At 45.9% G+C, this 20042-nt stretch carries 19 protein-coding genes; 14 read left to right on the top strand and 5 right to left on the bottom strand.

Annotation, left to right across the window (positions count from 1 at the left end; genetic code table 11):
- Positions 1-316: 316 nt before the first annotated feature.
- The 7 genes from metK to ABNK31_RS04090 all read left to right on the top strand — a co-directional run bounded on the left by metK (position 317) and on the right by ABNK31_RS04090 (position 5547).
- The gene (gene metK / locus ABNK31_RS04120; protein WP_418894458.1) at positions 317-1621 is read left to right on the top strand and encodes a methionine adenosyltransferase; all 1305 of its coding nucleotides are present in this window, start codon (positions 317-319) and stop codon (positions 1619-1621) included.
- 94 nt (positions 1622-1715) lie between these two features.
- Positions 1716-2327, top strand: coding sequence for a TIGR00730 family Rossman fold protein (locus ABNK31_RS04115; RefSeq protein ID WP_418894457.1), 612 nt, complete (start codon positions 1716-1718; stop codon positions 2325-2327).
- Positions 2328-2352: 25 nt separating this feature from the next.
- Positions 2353-3249, top strand: a complete 897-nt coding sequence (locus ABNK31_RS04110) for a DUF4271 domain-containing protein (RefSeq protein ID WP_418894456.1) — start codon at positions 2353-2355, stop codon at positions 3247-3249.
- Entirely contained in the window at positions 3246-4010 is a 765-nt protein-coding gene (locus ABNK31_RS04105; RefSeq protein WP_418894455.1) for a uroporphyrinogen-III synthase, read from the top strand. Before ABNK31_RS04110 ends, ABNK31_RS04105 begins: the two co-directional genes overlap by 4 nt.
- A 140-nt stretch (positions 4011-4150) precedes the next feature.
- Complete coding sequence (locus tag ABNK31_RS04100; RefSeq protein ID WP_418894454.1) at positions 4151-4564, top strand: ribonuclease P protein component; 414 nt, start codon at positions 4151-4153, stop codon at positions 4562-4564.
- Positions 4561-4839 (top strand): membrane protein insertion efficiency factor YidD, encoded by a 279-nt coding sequence (gene yidD, locus ABNK31_RS04095; protein ID WP_418894453.1) that lies wholly within the window; start codon positions 4561-4563, stop codon positions 4837-4839. Before ABNK31_RS04100 ends, yidD begins: the two co-directional genes overlap by 4 nt.
- Before the next feature lie 3 nt (positions 4840-4842).
- The gene (locus tag ABNK31_RS04090) at positions 4843-5547 is read left to right on the top strand and encodes a TatD family hydrolase (RefSeq protein WP_418894452.1); all 705 of its coding nucleotides are present in this window, start codon (positions 4843-4845) and stop codon (positions 5545-5547) included.
- Positions 5548-5584: 37 nt separating this feature from the next.
- On the opposite strand, the gene ABNK31_RS04085 is transcribed toward ABNK31_RS04090, so the two are convergent.
- Positions 5585-6208, bottom strand: coding sequence for a viroplasmin family protein (locus ABNK31_RS04085; RefSeq protein ID WP_418894451.1), 624 nt, complete (start codon positions 6206-6208; stop codon positions 5585-5587).
- The gene (locus tag ABNK31_RS04080) at positions 6208-6663 is read right to left on the bottom strand and encodes a hypothetical protein (protein ID WP_418894450.1); all 456 of its coding nucleotides are present in this window, start codon (positions 6661-6663) and stop codon (positions 6208-6210) included. The genes ABNK31_RS04085 and ABNK31_RS04080 overlap by 1 nt, the downstream gene beginning before the upstream one ends.
- Before the next feature lie 156 nt (positions 6664-6819).
- Here ABNK31_RS04080 and ABNK31_RS04075 point away from each other — a divergent pair, with 156 nt between their 5' ends.
- Both ABNK31_RS04075 and ABNK31_RS04070 read left to right on the top strand, forming a co-directional pair.
- The gene (locus ABNK31_RS04075) at positions 6820-7998 is read left to right on the top strand and encodes an aminopeptidase C (protein ID WP_418894449.1); all 1179 of its coding nucleotides are present in this window, start codon (positions 6820-6822) and stop codon (positions 7996-7998) included.
- Positions 7999-8010: 12 nt separating this feature from the next.
- Positions 8011-9321 (top strand): UDP-N-acetylmuramoyl-tripeptide--D-alanyl-D-alanine ligase, encoded by a 1311-nt coding sequence (locus tag ABNK31_RS04070; protein WP_418894448.1) that lies wholly within the window; start codon positions 8011-8013, stop codon positions 9319-9321.
- Positions 9322-9433: 112 nt separating this feature from the next.
- On the opposite strand, the gene gdhA is transcribed toward ABNK31_RS04070, so the two are convergent.
- Positions 9434-10771, bottom strand: a complete 1338-nt coding sequence (gene gdhA, locus ABNK31_RS04065) for an NADP-specific glutamate dehydrogenase (protein WP_418894447.1) — start codon at positions 10769-10771, stop codon at positions 9434-9436.
- A gap of 204 nt (positions 10772-10975) precedes the next feature.
- Between gdhA and trmB the strand changes: the two genes are divergently transcribed.
- Genes trmB through ABNK31_RS04040 form a run of 5 tightly spaced genes read left to right on the top strand, consistent with a single transcriptional unit; the run spans position 10976 to position 18160 of the window.
- The gene (trmB, locus tag ABNK31_RS04060; protein ID WP_418894446.1) at positions 10976-11719 is read left to right on the top strand and encodes a tRNA (guanosine(46)-N7)-methyltransferase TrmB; all 744 of its coding nucleotides are present in this window, start codon (positions 10976-10978) and stop codon (positions 11717-11719) included.
- Between the two features lie 48 nt (positions 11720-11767).
- The gene (locus tag ABNK31_RS04055; protein ID WP_418894445.1) at positions 11768-12877 is read left to right on the top strand and encodes a P-loop NTPase; all 1110 of its coding nucleotides are present in this window, start codon (positions 11768-11770) and stop codon (positions 12875-12877) included.
- Positions 12874-13404: an NUDIX domain-containing protein gene (locus ABNK31_RS04050; protein WP_418894444.1), complete on the top strand. Its 531-nt coding sequence runs from the start codon at positions 12874-12876 to the stop codon at positions 13402-13404. Before ABNK31_RS04055 ends, ABNK31_RS04050 begins: the two co-directional genes overlap by 4 nt.
- Positions 13401-16397 carry a tetratricopeptide repeat protein gene (locus tag ABNK31_RS04045; RefSeq protein ID WP_418894443.1) on the top strand — a complete coding sequence of 999 codons (2997 nt, stop codon included), beginning with the start codon at positions 13401-13403 and terminating at the stop codon, positions 16395-16397. The genes ABNK31_RS04050 and ABNK31_RS04045 overlap by 4 nt, the downstream gene beginning before the upstream one ends.
- A 20-nt stretch (positions 16398-16417) precedes the next feature.
- Positions 16418-18160: a hypothetical protein gene (locus ABNK31_RS04040; RefSeq protein ID WP_321579702.1), complete on the top strand. Its 1743-nt coding sequence runs from the start codon at positions 16418-16420 to the stop codon at positions 18158-18160.
- A gap of 82 nt (positions 18161-18242) precedes the next feature.
- Here the strand turns inward: ABNK31_RS04040 and ABNK31_RS04035 are convergent, their stop codons facing one another.
- A complete protein-coding gene (locus ABNK31_RS04035) occupies positions 18243-19055 on the bottom strand; it encodes a copper resistance protein NlpE N-terminal domain-containing protein (protein ID WP_418894442.1) in 813 nt (270 codons plus the stop codon).
- Between the two features lie 133 nt (positions 19056-19188).
- Positions 19189-20007, bottom strand: coding sequence for a DUF6434 domain-containing protein (locus ABNK31_RS04030; protein WP_418894441.1), 819 nt, complete (start codon positions 20005-20007; stop codon positions 19189-19191).
- Positions 20008-20042: the final 35 nt, after the last annotated feature.

Raw genomic sequence — 20042 nt, 5'->3', positions numbered from 1 at the left:
CAGTCCCCGCTCTTCTTTATCGGTCAAATCCCAGAAAACAGATAGACCGGAAAAACTTTTTCATACAAAAATACGAATTTACACGCCTTCCAAACGGTCGCTCCACGATTATAAGACATTTTAACTGTTTTACGGCTTTTTTCTCGCCCGTATCCTTTACCTTTGCACTCAACATAAACTCGTGGACAGATTTGACTGCTTGCAACCACCGAAAAAAATGCTAAAACGACTGCTTCCGCATTCCTTTTCTTTCCTTGCTCCGGTTTCGATCGTCCTTTGTTTATGATACATTCATCATTAACAAAACAACCTATATATGAACTATTTATTTACATCCGAGTCGGTATCGGAAGGACATCCCGACAAAGTGGCCGACCAAATATCGGATGCCTTACTCGACTGGTTTCTAGCCTACGATTCCAACTCTAAGGTCGCTTGCGAAACATTAGTCACCACCGGGCAAGTGGTGCTGGCCGGTGAAGTGAAATCCAAAGCTTATGTGGATGTGGCCGAAGTGGCGCGCGACATCATCGCCGGCATCGGCTATACTAAAAGCGAATATCAATTCGAAGCCCGTTCCTGCGGCGTATTTTCGAGCATCCACGAACAGTCGGAAGACATCAACCGGGGTGTCGACGGCAAAATCGATCCGCTCGACCAGGGGGCCGGCGACCAGGGGATGATGTTCGGCTATGCCACCAACGAAACGGATAATTACATACCGCTGCCGCTCGACTTGAGCCACACTTTGTTGCGCGAACTGGCATCCATCCGCAAAAACGAATCGAACCTCATGCCTTACCTCCGTCCCGACTCCAAGTCGCAGGTCACCATCGAATATTCCGAAGACGGCACGCCCCTGGGCATCGACACCATCGTCCTTTCCACGCAGCACGACGATTTTATCGCTCCCGCCGACAACTCTCCCCGTGCACAAGCTGAAGCCGACCTGGCCATACAGGACAAAATTCGCCGCGATGTCATCGAAATCCTCATCCCGCGCGTCCGAGAAAAGTATAAACAGCGCAAGGATGTATATGCCCTTTTCAGCGACGACATCAAGTACTACGTCAACCCTACCGGCAAATTCGTTATCGGCGGTCCGCATGGCGACACGGGACTTACCGGGCGAAAGATTATCGTCGACACCTACGGCGGAAAAGCTTTGCACGGCGGAGGCGCCTTTTCGGGGAAAGACCCGTCGAAAGTCGACCGTTCGGCCGCTTATATGGCGCGCTACATCGCCAAGAACCTCGTTGCCGCCGGCGTGGCCCCCGAGATACTCATTCAGGTCGCTTATGCCATCGGCGTGGCGCAACCCATGAATGTCTATGTAAACACGTTCGGAAAAAGCAACGTCTCCCTCTCCGACGGGGCTATTGCAGCCAAAGTGAAAGAGCTTTTCGATCTGCGCCCCAAGGCGATTGAAGACCTGCTGAAACTACGCAATCCTATTTATTTGGAAACGGCTTCCTACGGACACTTCGGCCGGCAACCGCAGACGGTTACCAAAACGTTTGCCTCGCGCTATATGCCCGAACCCGTTGTAAAACAAGTCGAACTGTTTACTTGGGAAAAACTCGATCAGGTCGAAAGAATCAAAAAAGCTTTCGGCTTGTAACGACGTCTTCCCGTCAGACGGGATGTGTAACTTTACCGAGGGCGTCACTTGAAGCGGACACCCTCGGTATCCATACAATTATTATCCGAAAAAAATGGAATCCTCTTCTACTCCTTCCTCTCCGTTTCGCGTAGTGGTCTACTGCGCGTCAAGTTCTTATATCGATAAACGGTATACCGATGCCGCCACGCGTCTCGGCCAACTGCTGGCCGAAAAGCACATCACCTGCATCACCGGTGCCGGCAAGCAAGGACTGATGGGCGCCGTGAACGATGCCGTCCTTCAACATGGCGGACAAGCCATCGGCATCATTCCCCGTTTCATGGTCGATTCGGGTTGGTGTCACTCCCGCCTGAGCGAATTGCAGGTTACCGAAACCATGCACATCCGCAAATCGAAAATGGCCGGAATGGCCGACGCCGCCATCGCCCTGCCCGGCGGAATGGGCACCCTCGAAGAGCTCGCCGAACTCATTACCTGGAAGCAATTGGGCCTGTACAAAAACCCCATCGTCATTCTAAACATCGACGGATATTACACTCCCCTGCTCGATTTCTTCGAAAAGATGATCCGGGAGCAATTCATGCCTTCCCTCTATCGCGATCTATGGTTTGTAGCGGCCTCCCCCGAAGAAGCGGTCGAGGTACTGCAAAAAATACCTGCCTGGGATACCTCAATTTCCAAATATCCCAAAAAAGAATTGTAAATTTGCAGCAAATTCATCGTTATACGTGTTTCAAAACATTCCATATACGCCCGTTGCAGACAGTTTGTCTTTCTTTTTAAGAAAAGATGTGCCTGCGTCGTCTACCGTTCCGGCTTTTCCTCAATTCCCCGGAACCAGTTCCCCGTTAGGGGCCGATTCTACACGCCTGCTTTCGGGAAACGATTTCGCCACCCATGCAACCTACGCTATGAACGGCGGCTACGAAGGCATTCCCCTTCCGTTATCACATGCCACGGCGGGCATTCTTTTCCTCATTTTTATGGCGTTTTTCGTCGTTTCTGCTTTTTTGATGCGGAAAGAAGGATCGGCCTTATATGCCAGCTTCAAGAGCGTACTTTCCTCCAGGTCACACAATCGGTATATTTATAAAGAACAAATAACGACCGGCGAAATCTGGGGGGAGATATTTTTAATACTGCAAACAGGTACGTTAAGTACCATCGTGCTGTTTATGTATTCATTACAGAACGGGCTATCGGCTTTTCCCGCCCGTTATCAATATTTTTCCATCCTCGTGTTTTTTGTGGCGATCGGAATATTCTTTGCCGTCAAATACCTTCTTTACAGGCTCTTCGGATACCTCCTCAACGGACATTCGACCAATGAATGGGCCGAACGCTATTTCCGCCTTATCGAAATCATGGGCGTTATCGTTTTTATACCGGCTTTGGTTTTGGTTTATTTACATGAGTTCAATCAATTAGCGCTTCATTCACTTATTATAATTTTTTTTATAGGGCGAATCGTCATCATCGCCGAAACGTTATATTTTTTTGTTAAAAACAAAGTAGGTTTTCTATATTTTATTGCGTACCTTTGCGGCGTGGAATTCGTACCATATTTATACCTGTATAAAGGTGCTGTTTCACTTGTAAACATTATAGGTAGCATTGCATTATGAACGTACGGAAAGTAAAGAAAATTCTAATTTCTCAACCCAAACCGAGTAGTGAAAAGTCTCCATATTACGACATAGCGGAGAAATTTAATGTGGAAGTTATCTTTCGTCCCTTCATCAAAGTAGAAAGATTAACATCCAAAGAATTCCGCCAGCAACGTATAAATATATTAGATTTCACGGCAATCATCTTCACCTCCAAGACCGCAATCGATCATTTCTTTTCCCTTTGCGAAGAATTGAAAATCGCTATCCCCGATACAATGAAATATTTCTGCATATCGGAATCGATAGCCCTATATCTTCAAAAATATATCGTTTACCGGAAACGGAAAATATTTTTTAGTCCTACCCGGAAAATAGAAGGACTGAACGGCGCTTTCGCGAAAAACCTCAAAGAGAAATTTCTCTTTCCCGTCCCGGAAGAACACAATGAAGAATTTGCCAACTTCCTCGACGAAAAGAAGATCGATTACACCAAAAGTGTGATGTACCGCACCGTCAGCAACGACTTCGAAGAGGGGGAAACACTCGATTGTGATATGATGCTTTTCTTCAGCCCTATCGGCGTAGCATCTTTATTGAAAAATTTTCCCGATTTCGAGCAGGGTGATATCGCCATCGGATGTTTCGGCAACACCACCGCAAAAGCGGTTGAGGATGCCGGATTGCGACTCGATTGTAAAGCGCCGCAACCCGAATATCCGTCTATGGCGGCTGCGCTCGAAGCTTTCTTAGAAAACAATCACAAGGCGCATGTATAAGCTTTCGAAAAAACAAAAGCGTTAAATTTAATCAAAACGGAGCGAAAAGGCTTTATTTTTTATTCTGTTATACGAACAATGGATGATAAAAACAGTTATCTTTGCTGTCATAATTGCTTTCGGTGGAATGCTATTGATCTATGAACAAAGGACAACGTTTTACTTTTAACAAGGAGGAACGCGTAACGGGCTTGAAAAGAATCGAAAATCTCTTCGCCAACGGACAGTCCTTTATTGCGTACCCGTTCAGGGTGATATTTGTGGAAACCGATTTCCCGGCGTCGACTCCGATCTCTATGATGGTCAGTATTCCAAAAAAGAGAATCCGATCGGCTGTCGGTAGAAATCAAATGAAAAGGCGTCTCAGAGAAGCGTACAGGCTGAACAAACATCTTTTCGATCCCCTTTTAATCCCCGGCGGGCTTCACTTGGATATCGCTTTTGTATATGTAAAAGATGACCTCTCGGAATTTACCGACGTACAAAAAAGTGTGCAGAAAGCGGTCAGAAATATACAAGAACGGTTATTGACAGACAGGAAACAAAAGGAATGAAGTTTTTAAAAAATGTGTTCACACAATTGTTATTGCTTCCGGTTTATTTTTATCGAGCCGTTATATCTCCTTTATTTCCGCCCAGTTGTCGGTATACCCCTACGTGTTCGCAATACACGATAGAAGCATTAAAAAAGCACGGCCCCTTCAAGGGAACGTACTTGTCGGCCAAACGAATCTTGCGCTGTAATCCTTGGGGAGGTTCCGGATACGATCCGGTGCCCGAACCGAAATCAAAAGCCAAGACCGGCAAGACGAAAGCAGAGAAAGTTTAATAAATGATACTTTACGACGTTCATACCCATCAAATTATTCTAGAAGATAGCGATGACCCTTATCACTCGTGTATCTTAGATGTATATCCTCTTCAATTCGAAGTCGCCAAAGAATCGTATACCCGTCATAGTTTTTCCTGCGGAATCCATCCGTGGTATTCAGAGGATAGCGACCAACAAATGGCTTATTTAACCGAAATAGCTCCTGATCCGCGAATTGTAGCCATCGGCGAAACAGGTTTGGACAAGCTCAAAGGACCTTCGTTCGATGTGCAAATCCCTGTTTTTAAAAGACATATCGTTTTGTCGGAAAAATTGCGCAAGCCGGTTATTATCCATTGTGTAAAAGCATGGGAAGAACTCATCCGCGTCAAACGCGAAACGGTTCCTTCACAGCCTTGGATTATTCACGGCTATCGGGGTAAACCGGAACTCACCAAAAGGCTCGTCAAGGAAGGCTTCCTGTTTTCCGTCGGCGACACGATCAACGCCGCCTCCATGCCTTTGATACCTATACACTCGCTCTTTTGCGAAACCGATGAAGACGAAATGAATATCCGTGACGTATACATACAAGCCGCTGAATCGCTTCAGATGGATGTCGAAACGTTCTCGGAACACATTGCACGGAATGTGCACCGGGTATTCCCCACCCTTCATACTCCCCCGACGTACCATTACAAAAAAGAGGAAGAAGAAAATGAGTAAATTAGCTTCATTAGCGAATCTGCTAATGGGCTAATTTTTATTTCCGTCCGAAGTCCGCCGGATTTTCGCCCCAATGTTCCGTATTCCATTTCAGGATGGGATTAACGTACGTATTTTCTTGCAGCCATTTTTCCGCCCGCTCTATCAACTCAAAAACAGGCCGATTAGCCGATGTTTGCAGCAATTTCGTATTGCATTTCTTCTTCTTTACCCACTTCATCGCATTCACACTGTCGGAATAAATAGCAACCGCCCTATTCTCTTTCTTACACAAAGCCAATGCATGCACAATAGCCAGAAACTCACCTATATTATTCGTTCCGTCGTCGTAAGGACCGACACGAAACACCTCCGTATAATCGTCGACCCACACACCGCGATACTCCATCTTACCCGGATTACCGCTACAAGCCGCATCGACCGCCAGACTTCCGGAGATAACCCCTTCAGCCAACAGTTTTTTACCTGACACATTATTCTTTGCAGAACCGATGTACCTCCACGGATTCCCTGAGAATGCTTTCCGGGCTGTTTCAAGCGATGAGAAAGACTTATATAGCGCACCGTCATATCCCGACACCTGCGCTTTACATTCATCCCAAGTAGTATAAACGCCGGGGGTTGCTCCCCGCCATACCACATAATATTTTTTGGCGGCCATTACATGCTTTCCAGGATGTAGGGCGTGAGCTCTTCTTCGAGTGGAGGCTCCTGCACAGACTCTTCGATGGTGATGATGCTATCTACAATATAGCGGGTATATCCGCGCCAGGGAAGGGGAGCAAAGTATTCTTTATAGTGCAACTGGACATCTTTTCCGCTGGAAATCATCAGGCGCTTAGCTATCTCTTCATTTTCGACCGAAAAATCAAACTGATTCGACTGTAATCCGCCTGGTCTATCGGCTCTGAAACCGCTTTGAATAAGCTTTCCTTCATAGGTCTTGAATACAACCCCTTTGTAGATTAAATAATTCAGTTCTCCGGATTTCACCCCCGTACCGAACACATAATAGTAGCGTACATAAAAGAAAATAGACAACGCCAGTACCAGGATTCCGAGAAACCACCACAGTACTTTTTTACTCCTTTTTCTCTTTGGTTTAAAATCATTCATATCCTGTTTCTATTTTTAATTATGGATGTAAAGGTAAGCTTTTTTTACTTTTTTAGATAATTATTGAGACAAAAAACATCCCGGATATGCCAAATTAAGCTAACTTTGTGTGGCTATCACGAACAGAAATTCATGAATATCCATAAACAAATAAAGATGAAAAAATTCTATTTTATTTTTGTTGCGCTGACAATCTCTCTGACCGTTGCCGCACAAGTCAAAACGAACGCTTACACGTTTCAGGTAATAAAAGAAAATGCGATTACCCCCATTAAGAACCAAGCGAACAGCGGCACTTGCTGGAGCTTTTCAGGCGTAGGATTGCTCGAATCCGAACTATTGCGTACGGGAAAAGGCACTTACGATCTCTCCGAAATGTATATTGTCCGCCGAAATTATGAAGATAAAGCCACTAAATATGCACGGCTGCATGGTAGCCTGAACTTCTCTGCGGGAGGATCGTTCGCCGACGTTATAGAAACAATCGATGAATACGGCCTCATTCCGGACACGGCTTACAACGGCCTAAACTATGGGAGTGAACAACACAACCATAACGAAATGGATAAAGTTTTAAAGGGTTATATGGATGGCATTGTCAACGCAAAAAGCCTCTCACCCGTATGGTATGAGGGATTCAGCGCCATTCTCGACACGTATCTGGGTAAAGTTCCCGAAACATTCACCTACGAAGGGAAGCAATATACGCCCCAATCGTTTGCCGAGCATTTAGGGCTGAAAAGCGACCTATTCGTTTCATTATCTTCTTTCACACATCATCCTTTTTATACGACATTCGCCATTGAAGTGCCCGATAACTGGCGATGGGCAAAATCATACAATCTCCCGATCGATGAAATGATAGAGGCAATCGATCATGCCATCATGCAGGGTTATACCGTGGCATGGGCTTCGGACGTGAGCGAAATCGGGTTTTCCCGGACGGGGATGGCTATCATTCCCGATGAAAAAGCAGCGGAAAATGCCGGCAGCGACCAGGCTCACTGGCTCGGATTATCGCCCCGCGAACGGGATGAAGCTCTTCGCGGCCGCATCGGTAAAGAACTGCTTGCGGAAAAACAAATCTCTCAAGAGATGCGTCAGGAATCATTTAATAACTACCAAACCACCGACGACCACGGCATGCTGATATACGGTATCGCCAAAGATCAAAACGGAAACAAATATTATCTGGTGAAGAACTCATGGGGTAAAGCCGGAAATAACGACGGCATCTGGTATGCTTCGGAAGCGTTTGTGCGTTACAAAACCTTGAATGTGGTTGTGAACAAAAACTCGTTGCCGAAGGGAATCGCCCGAAAGCTTAAATTGTAACGGTCCCCGACAATGACTATAGAAGAATTATACGACCTTTTCTTGCAACATCCGGGTATTTCGACCGACTCGCGAGTCTGTCCGAAAGATTCGATTTTCTTTGCACTGAAAGGGGAACGGTTTAACGGAAACCTTTTCGCTACGGCTGCCCTGAAAAAAGGGTGTTCGTATGCGGTGGTGGACGAATGGGAAGATGATGCGCACGACGACCATGTGATCGTGGTCGATAACGTATTGGCTTGCTTGCAAAAATTAGCCAATTATCATCGTCGCAAACTGAAAACCCCCATCATCGGGATTACCGGAACGAACGGCAAAACAACCACCAAAGAACTGATTGCAACAACGTTGTCCCGGGAATTCAAAGTGGCGTACACGCAGGGAAATCTCAACAATCACATTGGTGTTCCGCTTACCCTGCTCTCCATGAACGCTTCCCACGAAATAGGCATCGTGGAAATGGGAGCCAACCATCCCGGTGAAATTAAGGAACTATGCGAAATTGTCGAACCGGATTTCGGATTGATAACCAACGTAGGAAAAGCGCATTTGGAAGGCTTCGGATCTTTCGAGAATGTGATTAAAACCAAAGGAGAATTGTATGACTTTATCCGCAACCACGATGGAAAAGTTTTTGTAAACAAAGATAATGCGTATTTACTGGAAATGTCCGACGGAATGAACCGTATTCTTTACGGTAAAAACGATCCTTCTCTTTTTGCATCAGGCGCCATGAATCAAGCCAACCCTTTCCTTGAGTTTAACTGGAATTTTTTCGACCAATCATACCTGGTTAAAACAAAACTGGTAGGAGAGTATAACTTGGATAATGCATTGGCAGCCGTAGCGGTAGGAAAATTTTTCGGAATCAACACGGAACTGATTAGCGAGGCTTTACAGGAGTATGAGCCGAAAAACAATCGCTCTCAATTCGAACGGACTGAACGTAATGACTTGATTGTAGATGCTTACAATGCCAATCCTACGAGCATGCGGGTTTCTCTTGATTTTTTTAACGGTATTCCTTCTTCCTTACCGAAAGCGGTCATATTGGGCGAAATGAAAGAACTCGGAGAAAGCAGTGAGAAAGAACACTCCGATTTAATGGATTTGATCGACAATCCATCGCTCGATAAAATATATCTGGTCGGAGAAGTCTTCAACCGTTATAAAAATGACGGAAAAGACCCCCATATTTATGGTTTCTTCAATACGGTTGAAGAACTAATGGAAGAATTACAAAACCGTCCTCTTACCGGACACTATATCTTACTGAAAGGATCGCATTCGGTACATTTAGAAAAAGTAATTCCCTATTTGTAAGCTCGGGGTTAGGCTCGGACGCCTCCGTCTCAATAAATATATCCGGGAAACTAAATTTATCTGTTTCCCGGATATCTATTTTAAAGTCCTGAATCTACGAATAAACGTTTAATTAGACAACGCCCTGAGCCATCATGGCATCGGCCACTTTCATGAAGCCGGCGATATTGGCGCCTTTCACATAGTTAATGTATCCGTCTTTTTCAGTCCCGAACTTAACGCACTGTTTGTGGATATTCGACATGATAAAATGCAGCTTTTCATCCACTTCGGCTTCCGACCAATTCAAGTGCATGGCATTTTGCGTCATCTCCAATCCCGATGTGGCTACACCTCCGGCATTCACGGCTTTCCCGGGAGCGAACAGCATCTTATGATGAAGGAATAATTCGACAGCTTCCGCCGTACAACCCATATTGGATATTTCGGCGACACACGTCACATCATTATCCATCAAAGCCTGAGCATCTTCTGCGTTCAATTCATTTTGTATCGCACACGGCAAAGCGATATCGACTTTCCGTTCCCAAGGACGTTTATCCGCATAGAATTCCGCATTGGGGAACTCTTCCGCATACGGCTCCACGATATCCTGTCCCGAAGCGCGCAACTCGAGCATATAATCGATTTTCTTTCCACTGATACCCTCCGGATCATAGATGTAACCATCGGGACCGGAAATAGTCACCACTTTCGCGCCCAGTTCGGTCGCTTTAAGAGCTGCTCCCCAAGCCACGTTTCCAAAGCCTGAAATCGCGACTGTTTTGCCTTTGATGTCGATGCCGTGCTCCTGCAACATCTGATGCACGAAATACAATCCGCCGAAACCGGTAGCTTCGGGACGGATAAGCGATCCGCCATACGACAATCCTTTACCGGTAAACGTGCCGGTATTTTCCCTGGCCAGTTTTTTGTACATCCCGTACATATAACCGATTTCACGGGCGCCCACGCCGATATCTCCGGCCGGGACATCGGTATCCGGGCCGATATTTCGCCACAATTCCAACATAAACGATTGGCAGAAACGCATCACTTCGGCATTCGACCGGCCTTTAATCGTAAAATCCGATCCTCCTTTAGCTCCTCCCATCGGTAACGATGTAAGCGCGTTCTTGAACGTTTGTTCGAATCCCAGAAATTTTAAAGATGAAAGCGAAACCGAAGGATGGAAGCGAAGTCCTCCTTTATACGGGCCAATCGCGTTGTTGAATTGCACACGATAACCCGTGTTCACATGCACATCACCGGAATCGTCTACCCAAGGTACTTTAAAGATGAAAATCCGGTCGGGTTCGACCAACTGTTCGATAATACGTGCCTTTTCAAATTCAGGATGTCCGTTATAAACTTCTTCTATGGAAGTCAAAACTTCCCCTACTGCTTGCAAATATTCCGACTGTCCGGGATATTTAGCCTCGAGTTGTGTCATTATGTCAACTACCCTCATAATAAAAACTGTTTTTTAAGGTGATTTACTGGACAAAGGTAAGAAATTAATATATACAGTATTCTTTTTAGGAGATATTTTTTTCTCTTTCTCACCAAGACCATCGCTTAAAGCAACGCCCTGGATAGGGGGGACGGAGAGATTAGGATTGTTAAAGTTAAATTCGTATTTTTGCACATTCTAAACGGATTGAAACAGGTATATATGGCTAAAAACAAACTATCGAGATTCGCCGACATGGCAACGTATGAAAATGTGTTTCAATACACCTTTGATACCTTGCAACAAGAAGTGTTTCCGTTAAAAGGAAAATGGCATACGTATTTCGGCAACCATCATCCCATCGTGCTTGAGTTAGGTTGCGGAAAAGGCGAATATACGGTCGGTCTGGCAAAAATGTACCCGGAAAAGAATTTTATCGGCATCGACATCAAGGGCGCACGGATGTGGAAAGGCGCGACTGAAGCATTGAACGACAACCTGTCCAATGTCGCTTTCATCCGTACCCGTATCGAATTGATTCGTTACTTTTTTGCCGAAGGAGAAGTCTCGGAGATATGGATCACCTTTCCCGACCCACAGATGAATAAAGTGAATAAACGGCTCGTCGGCACCCGCTTCATGCAAAAGTACCGTTCGCTCCTCGCTCCGGGCGGAATTATCCATCTGAAAACAGACAGTCCGTTTTTATACACTTACACCAAAGCGATGATTGCCGAAAACAATCTGACTGTTCATTTTGATACAGACAACCTGTATGGCTCAGGAATAGAAGATCCGATACTGAATATTCGAACTTTCTATGAACAACAATGGCTTTCACGTGGTTTGAACATACGGTATATCCAATTCGAATGTCCGGCAAAAGAATCGTGGAAAGAACCCGACATAAAAATCGAGCCGGATGACTACCGAAGTTTCGGTCGAAAAGGAAATTCAATGGCGTAAATTGGCAAATTAGTAAATTAGCAAATTAGCAGATTAGCAAATTAGTATATGAAACTCTACCCACAACTTATTATTGAGGCATTGAAAAATGTACGTTATCCGGGTACGGGACAAGATATTGTCTCGGCAGGGATGGTGGCGGATAACATTCGTATAGAAGGGAAAAAAGTAAGCTTTTCGTTGATTACCGAAAAGCAAAACGACCCGTTTATCAAATCGGTCGTAAAAATGGCGGAACAAGCCATTCTTACCTATGCCGATAAAAATATCGATATAAAGGGAAACATTTCGGTGCACTCGAAGCAACCTCCCCGTCCTTCCTTCCCCAACTTACTGCCGGGTGTGAAGAATATTATCGCCGTGGCATCGGGAAAAGGCGGCGTGGGAAAAAGCACCGTTTGTACAAACCTGGCGGTAGCCCTTTCACTGAAAGGATATAAAGTCGGCCTATTGGATGCCGACATTTTCGGGCCTTCGGTGCCTAAAATGCTTGCAGTGGAAGACGCAGCCCCCATGCTGGAAAAGAAAGAAGGCCGTGACTTCATTGTTCCTGTCGAAAACTACGGCGTAAAAATGCTATCGATAGGATTCTTTGTGGAGAAAGAAAATGCGGTCGTATGGCGTGGAGCCATGGCCAGTAATGCGCTGAAGCAGCTTATTACAGACGGAGACTGGGGAGACCTCGATTATTTTTTGATCGATTTTCCACCGGGCACGAGCGATATCCATCTGACACTTGTTCAAACACTTCCCATCACGGGAGCGATCATTGTCAGCACGCCGCAAGAAGTGGCGTTGGCCGATGCACGCAAGGGAATCGACATGTTTACCGCCGATAAGGTGGAAGTTCCCATTCTGGGATTAGTCGAAAACATGGCGTGGTTCACCCCTGCCGAACTTCCGGAAAACAAATACTATATCTTCGGGAAAGATGGCTGTAAGCGACTGGCGGAAGAAGGAGGGTATAGCCTCCTTGGCCAAATACCTATCGTCCAAAGCATCCGCGAAGGAGGCGACGAAGGCAAACCGGTCGCACTCAACACCAACAGCATCACCGGCATCGCTTTCGCCCAACTCGCAGACAAGGTGGTGGAAGCCGTCGATAAACGCAACCGGGAACAGCCTCCCACACATATTGTACAAATAACCACAAAATGACGACAACACATCCTCTGGAGTTATTCCGTTTTTGCCCCAAATGCGGCTCCGCAAACTTTATCGAAAATAACGAAAAGTCGAAAAAATGCCGCGATTGCGGGTTCGTCTATTACTTTAATTCTTCGGCCGCGGTAGTCGCCGTGATCGAAAATGACGAAGGCCGGATACTCGTTTCGCGAAGAGCAAAAGCGCCGGCACAAGGCGCCCTCGACCTGCCCGGAGGCTTTGTGGATATGTACGAGACGGCCGAAGAGGCAGCCAAACGCGAAGTACTGGAGGAAACATGTCTACACGTAAATAACTTGCGGTATCTTTTCTCCCTTCCCAATATTTATGTATATTCGGACTTTGAAGTGCATACCGTCGATATGTTCTTCCTTTGCAACGTCTCCGATTTTCGTGCCTTAAAAGCACAAGACGACGTGGCAGAAGTCTTTTTTATGGATAAAAATCAACTCAACCCCGAGGATTTCGGACTGGCGTCCATCCGAAAAGGAATAAAAAATTTGCTAAAACATAGTTTATGAAAAATTGGATTATACTGTTCAGCTTTCTGGTGGCAACGCACGTTGTAAGCGCCCAACGAACCGCTTACCATTTTCCGCCGGAAAAGCTTTTTAATCAAGGAAAAGAGATGTTCCTGCAACAGAATTATACCGGCGCACAGGATTTTCTCAGCCACTATATCGCCGAAAGCAACGACACGCAACTCCAAGAAGAAGCGGAATATATGATTGCGGCAGCGGCCTATTACCGTAATACACCCGATAACGGGGAAGTATTGAAAGAGTTTTTAGATACTCATCCGGAAAGCGTGCATCGCCATCAGGTTCATTTTTTGATCGGATCCGGTCATTTCAATAAAAAAGAATGGCAACAAGCTAAATTCCGGTTCGATCAAACCAACATCGATTATCTTACACCCCGTGAACAGGAGGATTATAGTTTCCGCAACGCCTATACGAATCTGCAATTGAATCACAAAGACGAAGCGACCCGTTTGTTCGGCCTATTGTCTCAAAACAGTAAGACTTATCGCGATGCGGCCGATTTTTATCTGGGCTACATCGAATATACAAACGGCAATTACAACACCGCTGTACAACGGTTCCAACGACTTAAAGACCACCCCGAATACCGGGAAGACGTGGCTTTCTACACGGCGCAGGGCACCTTCTTCGACGGGAAACCGGACGAAGCGATACGACAAGCCGAATCGTTTACACAAAACTATCCGAACAGCGAGCATATCGGCGAAATGTACCGTATATTAGGTAACAGTAATTACCGGTTGGGGCGTGTCAGCCGGGCACTTCCTTACTACGAAAAATATCTGGCGTCGACCGAAAAACCATTACGGGGCGATGCTTATTTCCTGGGCGTTGCTTATTTCGAAGCGCAACGATACAACGAGGCTATCCGGATGTTCCAACAAACGACCGGCGAACGGGATGAACTGACTCAAAACGCGCAATTGCACTTGGGTTTGGCTTATCTGAAATTAGGGCAAAAACAGCAAGCGCAGATGGCTTTCGAAGCCGCGGGAAGAGACAACTTCGATCCGAAAGTGCGTGAAACAGCGCTTTTCAACTATGCATTGCTGGCGCACGAAACAAACTTTTCGGTATTCAGCGAATCCATCACCCTGTTCGAAAACTTTCTTCGTGAATATCCCAATTCCCCCTATGCGGAACAAGTAAATGATATTCTGGCCGAGACATTCCTTACCACGAATAATTACGAAGCCGCTCTTTCGGCGATAAACCGTATCGCCAAACCCGGGCGGAGGGTACTCGAAGCCAAACAAATGATTCTTTTCCAACTCGGTGCACAGGAATTTATCAACGGAAACATGGAGCAAGCCATCCGGTTGTTCGATCAAACCATCCAGTTAGGTAATTATGATGCAAAAGCAAGGAATAATGCCTATTATTGGCGAGGGGAATCCCATTACCGGAAAGGCAATTACCAGGCTGCGGCGAATGATTTCAGGCAATTTACTCAAAATGCTTCGGCTGCCGATGAAAATTACGCCTTAGGGTGGTACAACCTCGGATATGCTTTATTTAAACAACGACAATATCAAACAGCCGTCAATGCTTTCAGACAGTATATTTCGGCGGAAACAAACAAGAGCAAATCCGAGCTGGCCGATGCTTACAACCGCATCGGGGATAGCTATTATTATAACCGGAGTTTTGCCGAAGCCGAACGTTTTTATGCACAAGCCACTCAAATCAGCCCCTCTGCCGGCGACTATGCCGCGTATCAAAAAGCATTCGTCATGGGATTACAACATAATTATCAAGGAAAAATCGAGGCATTGGATGAGCTGATGCGCCGATATCCCAACTCGACCTATTATGATGATGCTTTATACGAAAAAAGCCGCGCCCTGACGATGGCCGGACGGGAAAATGAAGCGATCGCCGTATTGCAGAAACTGGTAACGGATTTTCCCAACAGTCTCCTTGCCAGCCAGGCGGGTGTGCAATTGGGACAACTGTATTATAACACAGGCAATCATCAGCAAAGCATTGCCGCTTATAAAAACGTGATAACCCGTTTTGCGGGATCGGATGATGCCCGCACGGCATTAATCTCTCTCGAAACGGTTTATAACGACATGAACGATATTCAATCCTATATCAATTATGCAAACACCCTTCCCGGCGGAAGGAAGATTACCGTGTCCCGTCAAGACTCCTTGACCTATCTGGCCGCCGAAAATATATATATGAAAGGGAAGCGTAACGAAGCTCAAACAGCTTTGCAAAAATACCTGCAAACCTATCCGAACGGAGCCTATGGCAGCGATGCGAATTATCATCTGGGTATGATCGCCAATGAAAACGGCAATAAGCAACAGGCTCTCTCCTATTTCCGGAAAGTGATTGATGCCAACAGCGCCAAGTATCTCGACAATGTACTATTATTTGCGGCACAGGAAGAGTTTGCCAATAAAAATTACGAACAAGCACTGGCCGATTACACGAAAATGGCGAATGCGGCACGTAATGCGGCCAACCGTCAAACGGGACAATTGGGTGTGGTCCGCACCCAATCGCTACTCAACCGTTATCGCGAAGCAGCACAAGCGGCCTCGGCACTACTCGAAAACAGTAATCTCTCACCCGAAACGGCGACCGAGGTACGCTACCTGCGAGCAAAAGCGTATCTGCAACTCAACGAAACGGATAAAGCCGTGGCCGACTTGCAGGCAATCGCAAAAGACACGCGCAGCGCCTACGGAGCCGAAGCGCAATTTATTCTCGCGGATACGTATTACCGGTGGAAGTCGTACGACAAAGCCGAAGCACAAGCGAAAGACTTTATGCAGAAAGGCACCTCTCATCAATATTGGATGGCCAGAGCCTTGATTGTGTTATCGGACACTTACATCGCGAAAGGTGACACCTTCCAGGCACGTCAATATTTGGAAAGCCTACAGGCAAATTATAAAGGCGGGGAAGCCGATATCCAAGAAATGATCCGCGAACGATTAAATAAACTTCAGTAATGAATAATATCCCATTGACAATGAAAAGATATATATATACTTGTATAGCCGGTTTGTTCCTCGCAACCGGAATGTATGCTCAACAGCAAGACTCCCTGCTCCGGCGTCAAATAGAGTTGCAGCGCGAATTCAATCCCACGTTGCAAGATGCGAATAAAATCAGTTCGTTACCATCCCGGCCCCAACCTACCGTAAAAAAAGCCAATACGGCTTATTCTACTTGGACGGAACGGGTCACTCCTCCGTTGGAGATTGCCTTGCCGAAACCGGGTGAGAAAATGACAACGATTCCTTTTCGTACGCAGAAAGGGTATCTGACGTTCGGCGCGGGCAACTATGCCAATATGGATGGCGCATTCGGCTACCGGTTGATAGAAACCGAACGCGATGCGCTCGCTTTCTCGTTCCTTCATCAGTCAACAAACGGAGATATCGATTATGTGCAGAAAACCGATCCTTCCGGAAATAACGCCTATCTCATGGATAATTTCGGACGATTGGAATACGGGCATCTTTTCGAGGCCTTCAAGCTGGATCTTCACGCTTCGTACCTGCACTCTCTTTTCAACTATTACGGCAATCCCTTTGATGCTGTACGGACGTTCGATAACGCCAAACAGCGATTGGGGGTCTTAAATGCGAATATCGCTATTCAATCGGTCGATAACGACGTGCTTCATTACCGAGGGCATTTAGATTACAAGAACTTTAATACGAAATTCGGGATAACGACCGATTTGCCGGGCATCAAAGGGCATCAGTTGGATGCAGGTATCGGTCTCGACAAACCGTTTCAAGACGGGGATAGTAAAATCGGATTAAACGCTAACGTGTTGTCGGTTATTTATGATGAAGCTCTCAACGCCCGAAATTACCTGCTTCTTAACGGAAATCCCTATCTCCACTTCGAAGGATTGAATTGGGGCGCCACGCTGGGCGTAGATGTATTGTTTCAGTCGGGAGGCGGCGCCGGCACGAAAGTCCGTGTTGCTCCGAATGTCGATCTGCATTGGAACGTCACGGAATTTACCAAGCTTTACGCGACCGTTAAAGGCGGCTTCGACTCGAACACTTATCTCGACATGATCAACCAAAGCCGGTACATCGCTCCATCCGCGGCGGTGAAGCCGTCATTTACCTTAGCCGATGTAGAAGCCGGAGTAAAGATCGGCGATGCGGACGGTTTCCGCTTCGACTTGTTCGGCGGGTATAAAATGACGGATGATGAACATTTTCTCGTCTCCTCGCAGAGTTATAAAGATCTATTGCCCACCGAACAACCGACACCGGAAAGAGAAGCGGCTACCGAAGCCCTGATACCGGTTTACGGTTCTTTAACCCGATCGTTTGTAGGAGGCGCCGTTCATTCGCAAGTATGGTCTCCGTTGGAAGTTTCGTTACGGATAAAGAAAAATTTTTATACGGTAAAAGATGCTTCGATTTACGAAACTCCTATAGATGATGCGAAGGCATGGAATCTGCCCGGCTATGAAATCGATGCACGTGCCGTATTGCAAATCATTCCGCCACTCAAGCTGTCGCTGAATTATTATCTGGCCGGAGACCGACAGACCTATTTCCGTGGGGAGAACATTCAGATGAGCGCCATCAACGACCTCAACGCCGGCGCTGTTTACGACATTCTTCCATCGCTATCCATCCATTTAAAAGCCAACAACCTGTTATTTCAAAAGTATGACCGGTGGCACGGGTATGCGGCGCAAGGATTGAATGTGTTAGGTGGATTTACCTTTACCTTTTAATCCCGCACAATCCCACTACAAACAAACGGGGCTGTCGAAGTAACATTTCGACAGCCCCGTTTATTTGTAGCTACTTCTTCGCTTACCGCAAGTAAACGGCCACAAATTTCGCCAACACCTTCTTATCGGCATTGTTTAACGAAAGCGTGTCATGGCTAACGGTATAATTATCCGTAGCTCCGAACACATCCAAATACGATTGTTCGTAATCCACCCCGATGCAAGCCATTCGAGTGGTTGCCAACGGCGAGAACCCAATACGACCGTCTTGTTCGTCCAAGTCATACTTTCCCGTGAGGCGGTTACAACCCGTGCTGCCCGATATAAGGCTGTCTTGTGCATGCAAGATAAAATGCGCTTCACGAGCGGCGCCCTCTTCATTGGAGGCAATCGCTTTCCCGTCCAACTCGATCAATTTCCAATACTTTTCAGTAACAACATTGTCAAGATCGATTTTCTTGAAATTATAGGTTCCGGGGGGCAGATTGCTTTCGATGCGGTTACCTGCCGTATCCAAAACAATTAATTGATTTTCGCCTACCTGAAACCAAGTATTGCCGTCATTGTCGGCGGAGTCCGGCGTAAGTTTGATTCGACGTCCGTTTACGTCCCATTCAAACCGCCCCTTATCGGCATAGCGGTTATCGCCTTTTCCCATATACGTCATCACGCGTTCATACGTCAAATCGTCATTCAGACGGATTTCAACTTGTATTCCTTGGCAATCGGCACAAGGCAACAAGCCTTTGTACACTCCGGCCCAGTCCAATGCATTTTCGCTGGTATGCGCCGGATCCGGATTTCCCGATAAATTGTTTTGAGCACTCTTTTTGCCCGAATGGCACGCGCTCATCGCGATGAGCGCCACAAAAAGTAAATAAATGGTTCTTTTCATTTCGTTATTATTAAAGTGTTGATTATGATCGCCAGATGCACATCATTTGCGGCAAATATACGGAACTTCCTTGAGGTGGCAATGGGGTATCGCCTTGTAATTAGAAGAATATGGGAAATATGAGCTGAAGCCGTTATTCATTCCACACCCCATGCTTAAAGAGTTGAAACCATTTATCGATGTCCGCCTCATTCCATAGTTGCAGTATTGTAAATATTTCGCGTGCAAATTCAATGGGCGCAATACCACTTGCGGTAATCATCTTTTTGTCGGTAACCGCTGGAACGGGGAGGTAGTTTTTTTCATCGGAATAACCGGGTGCAAATGCTTGTAAATAGCTCAAATCGTTACTCGTGTGGCGAGTATCGTGCAACAGGCGTAAGTCTGTTTTCTTATATTTTTTACTTCCCCGTTGTGTCCGTTTTACTTTCCAATACTGAATTGCCTCTTGGAAAGTCTTATTTTCATTATCTTTCAGAAAATCCCGAATATATGTGTTATATTCGAATTGAGCAGGTATTTCCGATTGATCTTTGTTCTCTTTTTTCAGGGAATAAAAACGTATCCATTCTTCTTTTGCTTCCTGTAATGTTTTACCGGCGTTTTGTTTTGTCCAATTCATAAAATAGGTATTGAAGCGAAAGTGTGTACCAATCTCTTTTATAAAAAAAGCTCTTACATTTTCCGTGTTTTTATAATTATCCGTAATCTGTGTATCCAATGAAAGCGGAGCACGCTTCCAATCAAAATGGGAATCGTTTCTGCGTTGTCTGACTTCTGTAGGGATCGCCCCCATTTGCAGATAGGACGCGATTCTTTCGGCTAATTCTTTTTTTGCTCCACGGGTTGATAGGCCGGCTGTACGGCAGAATGCTATTAATTCTTCTTTCAACCAGTAAAAATCCCGAAAATCTTGGATTGATAGTTGTTCGTTTAACGGGGGTTTATTCATTTTTTAGTGACTAAATAGAGGGAAAGAGGTGCGGT

Origin of the sequence: Limibacterium fermenti, from assembly GCF_041902845.1 — a bacterium.
Classification (GTDB): Bacteria; Bacteroidota; Bacteroidia; order Bacteroidales; family Dysgonomonadaceae; genus Limibacterium; species Limibacterium fermenti.
Note: the sequence above shows the minus strand (reverse complement) of the source record. Positions and strands in the feature narration are given on the sequence as shown.